Genomic DNA, 6763 nt, shown 5'->3' on the forward strand with positions numbered 1-6763 from the left:
CTTACTCAGGCGTCGATGATCTTCAGGGAGACGAGTAGCTGCCACACTTCGGTGCACGGATCCCGCCTCAGCGGCGGACAGCGATCATCGTCGTGTCCGGCTCGGTCGGAGCACGTCGTGGTCGGGCAGTCGTTCGCCAGCTTCTTCGCATTGCGTGCGGCTGTCTCATGCTTGTCCCGTAGTGCCTCGACGCGCTCGCCTCTGACGCTCTTGTCGCCCCGGATGTCGAACGTCTCGAACCCACGCTGCCTGCGCAGCTGCTCGTGCACGATAGTGCTGGATCCGCTCTGCCGCCCCGAGTTGAACCCGGTGAAGTGCAGGAGCAACCACAGGTCGAACGAGGGGCTGGAGTAGGCGATCTTGACGTTCTTCGCGCTGGCCTTGTCGAACGCCTGCGGAACTCCCTCGTGCTGGTCGCGATCGAACATCGCCCAGAGCTCGTCGCGCCGCGGATCCTCAGCTTGAGCGAGAACGTGGTCGACAGCCTCGAGAGGCTTCATCCCGTTCCGCTTGGCCAGGACGTGCAGCGTGATCTGCTTCGAGTCGAGGAGATCCTTCTTGAGGTACGTGAGGTAGTCGACCTCGGTGCGTTCTCCCTCGACCGCGACATAGATGACGCGATGCTCGCGTGAAGCACCCTTGGTCTTGTGCAGTGGCCTGTCCGCGTTCGGCTTGCTGCGCCTGCTCACACGCCCCCCGACACGAGTTCCGTCACCTCGCGGGCCAACTCGCCGGCCGTTACCCGCGGCACGCCACCGTAGCGCCCACGCAGGTAGCCGAGTTCCAAGTTGTCAGTGGTTCGCGGGCTGGCGTCGGTAAGCGGATAGAGCTCGGTTTCGCCAGTGCCGCGCTTTGTCGTGATCCACACCTGGTCACGACTCAGCGGACGCCCCACCACGCCTTTGCCCAAGAGCGTGGCGTCGTGGGTGGTGAACAGCAACTGAGCACCGCGCGGATTCGCGTCTGGATCTTGGAACAGCCGGACGACCTCGGCGGCCAGGACGGGATGCAGGCTGGAGTCGAGTTCGTCGGCCAGCAGCACCGAACCTCGCTCCAACATCTCCAGCACCGGGCCGAGGAAGGCGAACCAGGCGTGTGTACCGAGCGATTCCTGGGTGCGGAAGTCGAGTGGGAGCGGCTTGCCACGTCCTGTGCGATGCAACAGTCTGACCTGCTGGTCGTTCGGCAGTGACTCGTCAATGTCGAGCCCGACGATGCCCAGATCAGCGACTCGTAGCAGTGACTCGACGCGCTTGCGGTAGTCGTCTCCTCGTTTCGGATCAACCAACCGTTCTCTGGTGTAGTCGCTGCGCTGAGCGACGCCAGCGTCATCCGAAGCCACCACCCAGAAGTTGTTCGTGAACCACCGGTGGAGCGGCCGCAACTGCTTGTTGTTGAAGCTCGCTCCAACAGTGAGGAAGAGCGCGTTCGGCCTCGCCAGTTCGACCAGCTTCTTGGCGCCACGCAGGTTCTCGTTGGGGAACCGGAACTCCTCGCCACCGGCTCTGTCCGCCTCCCGGTCGAACCACACCTGCTTGTGGCCGCCTGGGTAGGCATGGAGCCACTCAGCTTCGACGCGCTCGTCGGACAGCTCGAAGCCGTAGGTGTAGCGAACCTTGGTCTGACCCAGCAGAAGGTCCACCTCGAACAGTGTGTTCTCGCGTCGGCACGCGGGATCGAGTGCGAACGGGTCCCTCGGCACGCCTTCGTCTCGCGCCCAGTCCGCCACCGAATCACGAACGGCCGCACGCATGGCCACGAGGGCGCTGAGCAGGTTGGACTTGCCGGAGGCGTTAGCTCCGAAGATCCCGACCGCGGGGATGACGCCGATCTCCTTGCCGCCGGACTCGACACCGGTGTGCCGGACGATCTCGTCGTCGACGTCCGAGGCCACGAACGACAGCTCGTGCTCGTCGCGGAGCGAGCGGTAGTTGGCGACGCGGAACCTCAGGAGCACGGTTCACCTCCTCCACCCGTGATCGGGCCGTCTTTTGCAGTGTCTCACGTCGAAAGCTTGCAGAACAGTGCTGAAAACCCGGCATCTGCCCTGGTCCACCATAGACCGAACGGGCTACCCGCAGGTAGCTACAACCCGAACGTGTGCACGGCGTCACTCCTTGGAGGCCCACTCCTTGGAGGCCACAGTGGGACTCCTCAAACGCTGGAGACGGATCCGGAGCTGTGAGCTGACAAGCACCGGGAGGAGCCAACCCCGGTTACGCCCAGGATCAAATAATCGCGTCGACACCAATGCGCTTCTGACCAGTCAGTAAATCATTGGCCAACGCCCACCTTAGAGCACAAAGCTTCACCCTCTCTGACCGTGCACTATCCACAGCCACAGTCAGAGCCTCATACTTTTCGACAATTCGCAGCTGCACATCAAGTGGTGGAACTCTTACAGCTAGATCCATGACGACCTCGGAGCTTATTTTTACCATACTTTCCGAAGTGCCCGAGGCGCGCGCTTGAATCTGGCGCCTGCAGTGGTCAGACCTAAGTACGAGCTCCAGAAATTCTGCCCGCACCTCACCTCCCACACGTAGCCTCATCATTAGGTCTGGATAAATACAGGGAAAACCTACGTCTTCATACCTGCCAACCATACCAACAAGCTCACGAGTATTAGCTCGACTGATCAACAAATCACCCTCAGCAAGCATTGCTCGACCAATAAGAGGGTCGCCATCAGGGGCATACTTCAACTGCGTCGCAGAGAAGCCATTCGCAGTAAGGCAGCCAAGACCGAGCATATAAACGCCAGAAAATGAAGAACTCGGCTTCGGACTGTAGCCATTCCTAGGGCGACCATCTAGCAGTTCACCCAATTTTACTGATCTCCAGCCGGCCGCAAGGCCACCCAGGCCTGCGCCCAGCGCACCCCCAAGGAACTCCTTCCTCAGGCACTCAAGCTTAGCAATGAATCGCTCGACCGAACGGATGGACTCATCGACAGAGTCCAATACTGCAACAATCGGACGCTGCTCACTCTCGGCAGGGACACCAATTCGCAGATTTGCCAGCTGCCGCGTAGGTAGTCGACCAGTCCCGTGGCCAGCCTCGTCCACCATAACTAGTATCTCGTTTTGTTTGGCCTTCAAACAATAAACAAGAAAACGGGGATTGACACCAGGGCCCGCGAGGATCGCCTTGCAATCCTGTCCGAATGTCACTTCACGAGCCGTGATCCCAACACGAAACTCGCTCTTGAGACTCATCCCCCTGACAACAAAGACGATAGTTCCAGGCGGAACACGAGAGGTTCCGCTTCTGGCACCAAGTTCGGAAACCTTGCGGTCGGAGTCAAAGATTTCCATCGACTTGAGACTCGCAGCGCTGATCCACGGAATTTCGCCGTCCCAATACGCCGGGTTAGCTGTCGAAGGGGTACCGCCCGACAGCCAGGTGCCAATCCGTCCCAGCTCGATGACATCCCAATCTGACGGATACTCGGACACGAACGAACTCCCATCACTGCCCAGTCGTAACACCGCAGCTTAGCTGGTGTGCAGGAAACGTTCGCGGGTCTCCTGGGCGAACACACTGGATCATGCATGCGCCGAGCCTCAGGTTCACGCTCGCCTGGTCAGGGCAGGTGAGCCCAGTCGAGTTCTTGGCGTAGCGCCCACTTCGTGCGGTGCGCGTCGCGCAACGCGGCCATGTGGTCGCAGAAGTCACCGTCGCGGTCGCAGCGGGCGAACACGTCCCTGGCCTCGGCCAGCAGACGGGCCGCCGCCTGGTAGGAGTCACGGTTGCGGAGCTCGATCGCCCGGTCGGCGGCGCGGAGGAGGATCGGGATGGCGTCGGCCGGGTGGCTCGCGGCACGGGTGCGCGCGAGGCGGAGCCACAGACCGTCCGAGCACCGCCGTCGACAGCCGCCTGCCAGGCGGCATCGATCTCGTCGTCGGCGAGCAGGATCTCCACCAGCGTCGAGCGCCCTGACGACCAGGATCCCGTGGCTGGTGGTGCGTCGGAGAGCCAGGCGAGCGCGCGTTCCCTCCAGAGCGGAAAGCCTTCGGCGGTGGCATGGCGCAGCGTGCGGAAGGTCTCCAGGCTCGGGCGGTCGGTGAAGTTGGCCCACAACATCTCGCCCGCCAGGTCACGCCGGCCGGCGCGTAGGTGGATCTCGGCAGCCAGATCGCGCAGGCGGAAGTCAGGTCGAAGTCGGCGAGGCCGCGTTCCAGCCAGGTCAGCGCCTCGTCGTCACGTCCGTCGGCGCACAGCCGCTCGGCGATGCGCAGCACGTCGTAGGTGCTGGTCAAGTCCCGCGCCAGCACCTCGATCAGTCCGTCGGTCCCTCCCGACGACTCCGCCAGGTTCTCCATGAGGTGGGTGATGACGAAGCGGCGGGCGCCGTAGTCGTTCGGCTTCTTCGGCGGCAACTTCCGCCAGCCCTGCTCGACAAGTTGCCGGTACTGTGCCAAGCCCGCTGAGCCGAGCACTTCCTCATACGCGGGCAACACGTCGAGGAACACCTCGTAGTCGCTGCTCACCGCACGCGTGACCAAACGCTCGGCCAGCTCGACCGGGTCCGGTGAGCCCGCCTCACATGCCGCCAGATGGATCTCCTCTAGGCGGGCGATCGCCTCGGACAACCCTCCGTCGGAGTCGTCCACCCGCTCAGCGGAGGACTCCAGCAGTTCCAGCGCGTACTCCGCGAGAGTGATCGCCGCATCGGCGAACCCGGCTCCGACCAGTCGCTCGACCTCGTCCAAAGCCTCACCGACGTGCAGGAAGTAGCCGTACGCTCCGCCGTAGTCGACGAAATCGGGAATGTCGATGGCGCGTTCCAAGCGGTCTCTGATGTCCCGGTCGTCGAACGCGTTCTCCTGCCCGGCCGCGATGGCGAGCCGCGCCCACAGCGCCCGATCCGACTTCGCGGCCGTCATCAGCTGCTCGATCAGCCACTCCTGATCGCAACCACGCAGGAACGATCGCAAGCGCCTGTCCGACAGCGGCTTCGGGCGCGGCTCCCCCACCTCACCGCCTTGGTTCAGCTACGCCAGCGAAGCAGCGACAGCAGCGACGCAATGCGTGCAGAACACGCCGTCGGCTCCGTACGGGCATGAGCAACGCCCGTGCAAGCCCTTCGGCGTGACATCGAGCCGCACGCGGTAAGTCCGGATGCCGTCCACCGTCGCGGTCACAGTCGACCCGTCCACCGTGACCCGCCGAACCTGGCCAGCCTCGCTCGAACGACCTCTCGTCAGCCAGCTTGCGCACGGTGCTCTTGCTCACCACCACGGCTAATCATCCTGCCAGGCAGGTGCTAGAAGCGTTCCCCGCACCAGGCACACCTCCACCGCGCCGCATCAGCGACACGCCACTCGTTTTGGTGAATCACTTCCATCGAGCGCCACCGGAGACGGATTTGGCGGTGAGATGGTCCCCCGCCCCGAAAGGCACCTCCCCGATGACCTCGCTCTCCCCCTCGCACCTGGACGTGATCGAACAGCGGTTCCTCGCGATGACCGCCGGCCCGGAGCCGTTGACCCTCGACTGCGCGGCACTCGGATGCGGCCTTCCCGACGAGGAGCTGCCTCTGGACCGCGTGCGCGTACTGCTCCTCAAGCGACAGACGAGCTGGGTGAGTAAGGACGCTGTGTGGAAGGAACTCGTCCGAAGGGCACACGCGGCACCTGAACCGTGGACCACCATCGCGGCCGCGATGATGATGCCCGGTCTCAAGCACATCGCCGGAAAGCTGGGATCCCGCTTCTGCGGTGACCGCAACGATCTGGACTCCGAGATCCTCGAGGGCTTCCTCCAAGCACTGGACGTCGCCGATGCGCGGTCGCCGAAGATCTTCGGGCAGCTCTACTGGGCAGCCTTCCGACGCGGCCACGAAGCCTGCAACAGCGAAAGGCGGCGGGCGATGTCCCGGTCCGATCTCACCGACACCGCGATCGACGCCCGCACAGCCGACGGGCATCCGGACCTCGTCCTAGCAGGAGCGATGCTGTCCGGTGTCATCACACCCCACGAGGCCGACCTCGTCTCCGATGTGCTCCTGGACCACGGAGACCGATCGACCGCGGCCAAGCGACGCGGTATGAACCGCCACCAGGTGGCAGCGCAGCTGAACACCGCCTCCCGCCACCTCGCCGACTACCTCCTCGGCAGCGCTCTTCGTCCGGCCGTATGACCAAACTCGTGGCGCTGCGTGCACCGAAGTGGCAGGGGCACGCAGCATGCCGAAACGCAGACCGAGAAGTCGACTGGATCGACGCCGAGCCACGAAGCAAGGCTGCGGCGGCCTGCAAAGAGATCTGTCGCCTGTGCCCGGTCCGCCTGACCTGCGCCATCACGGCACTCACCAGGGATGAGAGCTACGGCGTGTGGGGCGGCATGGATCAGGCCGACCGCGAGGCGCTGAGACATGCCGATGCTCAGATCGCAGCATGAACGCAACTTCCGGCTCCAAGCAGCGGATCCGCCGCCAGCAGCAACATGAAGCCGCAGACGTCGTCTTCGAGATCAATCTCGTTGACGGTATCGAAGCTCAGCGTCTCGGCCTGCAACAGGCGGCGGTAATCCGCGACATAGTTCAGTGGCACCGCCGACACGGCAGCAACGCGCCACCACACGCGGCCGCTACAACATAAAGCTGGCCTGCACGACCAGGCATCCAACCTGAAACCGCTGGTCAGCACTGTTCCCATCCTTTGGTACTCCCGCCCGAGGTCCGGCCCTCCGCAGAACGGGTCTCGCGCAGGTTGGTGCCCTCCCCGAGGTCCGGCCCTCCGCAGAACGGGTCTCGCGC

At 63.7% G+C, this 6763-nt stretch carries 8 protein-coding genes; 2 read left to right on the forward strand and 6 right to left on the reverse strand.

Annotation, left to right across the window (positions count from 1 at the left end; all coding sequences use genetic code 11):
- Positions 1-5 precede the first annotated feature (5 nt).
- The 5 genes from H504_RS0121485 to H504_RS44095 all read right to left on the reverse strand — a co-directional run bounded on the left by H504_RS0121485 (position 6) and on the right by H504_RS44095 (position 5162).
- Positions 6-689 carry an RloB family protein gene (locus tag H504_RS0121485; RefSeq protein ID WP_026424457.1) on the reverse strand — a complete coding sequence of 228 codons (684 nt, stop codon included), beginning with the start codon at positions 687-689 and terminating at the stop codon, positions 6-8.
- On the reverse strand, positions 686-1957 hold the full coding sequence (locus tag H504_RS0121490) for an AAA family ATPase (protein ID WP_026424458.1): 1272 nt from the start codon (positions 1955-1957) through the stop codon (positions 686-688). Before H504_RS0121490 ends, H504_RS0121485 begins: the two co-directional genes overlap by 4 nt.
- A gap of 271 nt (positions 1958-2228) precedes the next feature.
- A complete protein-coding gene (locus H504_RS40365) occupies positions 2229-3458 on the reverse strand; it encodes a restriction endonuclease subunit S (protein WP_169735436.1) in 1230 nt (409 codons plus the stop codon).
- A gap of 288 nt (positions 3459-3746) precedes the next feature.
- Positions 3747-4979, reverse strand: a complete 1233-nt coding sequence (locus tag H504_RS0121500) for a DUF6880 family protein (protein ID WP_026424459.1) — start codon at positions 4977-4979, stop codon at positions 3747-3749.
- A gap of 18 nt (positions 4980-4997) precedes the next feature.
- A complete protein-coding gene (locus tag H504_RS44095) occupies positions 4998-5162 on the reverse strand; it encodes an SWIM zinc finger family protein (RefSeq protein WP_425394068.1) in 165 nt (54 codons plus the stop codon).
- A 251-nt stretch (positions 5163-5413) separates the two neighbouring features.
- On the opposite strand from H504_RS44095, the gene H504_RS38890 reads away from it, so the two are divergent.
- Together H504_RS38890 and H504_RS40370 are read left to right on the forward strand one after the other, a co-directional pair.
- Positions 5414-6145 (forward strand): hypothetical protein, encoded by a 732-nt coding sequence (locus H504_RS38890; RefSeq protein WP_051386104.1) that lies wholly within the window; start codon positions 5414-5416, stop codon positions 6143-6145.
- Positions 6142-6405 carry a WhiB family transcriptional regulator gene (locus H504_RS40370; protein WP_084467993.1) on the forward strand — a complete coding sequence of 88 codons (264 nt, stop codon included), beginning with the start codon at positions 6142-6144 and terminating at the stop codon, positions 6403-6405. Before H504_RS38890 ends, H504_RS40370 begins: the two co-directional genes overlap by 4 nt.
- Here H504_RS40370 and H504_RS41485 read toward each other — a convergent pair.
- Positions 6390-6653, reverse strand: coding sequence for a hypothetical protein (locus tag H504_RS41485; RefSeq protein WP_157440551.1), 264 nt, complete (start codon positions 6651-6653; stop codon positions 6390-6392). The two genes, H504_RS40370 and H504_RS41485, sit on opposite strands and share 16 nt — an antisense overlap.
- Between the last annotated feature and the right edge of the window lie 110 nt (positions 6654-6763).

This window comes from Actinokineospora inagensis DSM 44258, assembly GCF_000482865.1.
GTDB classification, from domain to species: Bacteria; Actinomycetota; Actinomycetes; order Mycobacteriales; family Pseudonocardiaceae; genus Actinokineospora; species Actinokineospora inagensis.

Excerpts from the sequence above, each read along its gene's own strand:
- H504_RS40370 (WP_084467993.1), top strand. The coding sequence starts at position 6,142 with ATGACCAAACTCGTGGCGCTGCGTGCACCGAAGTGGCAGGGGCACGCA.
- H504_RS38890 (WP_051386104.1), top strand. The coding sequence starts at position 5,414 with ATGACCTCGCTCTCCCCCTCGCACCTGGACGTGATCGAACAGCGGTTC.